The sequence below is a fragment of the Pseudomonas sp. SIMBA_067 genome, from assembly GCF_046534675.1.
Classification (GTDB): Bacteria; Pseudomonadota; Gammaproteobacteria; order Pseudomonadales; family Pseudomonadaceae; genus Aquipseudomonas; species Aquipseudomonas putida.
Window position 1 is genome coordinate 1 of the sequence record NZ_JAWRYH010001566.1, and the last position, 223, is coordinate 223.

1 protein-coding gene is annotated in these 223 nt (G+C 63.2%); it reads right to left on the reverse strand.

The features are described from left to right. On the reverse strand, positions 1-223 hold a 223-nt coding region (locus tag SB765_RS34720; protein WP_410933166.1), incomplete at both ends, for an immunoglobulin-like domain-containing protein.

The window sequence follows — 223 nt, forward strand, 5'->3', positions numbered from 1 at the left end:
CCGAACCTGGCTCGTCGGTGACGGCGGTGCTGACCGGGGTCTTGTCCAGCGTCAGCTGCTCGAACTTGCCGACATCCACGCCGGTGACCGACTGGATGGCCTTCACGACCGGAGCGTTGGTGCCGGTGTAGACGTTGTCCGGAGCCGTGACAGTGGCAGTGCCGGTTGTACCGTTAGCCGGGATGGTGATGGTGGTTTTGCCATCGTCCAGGGTAAAGGTCAG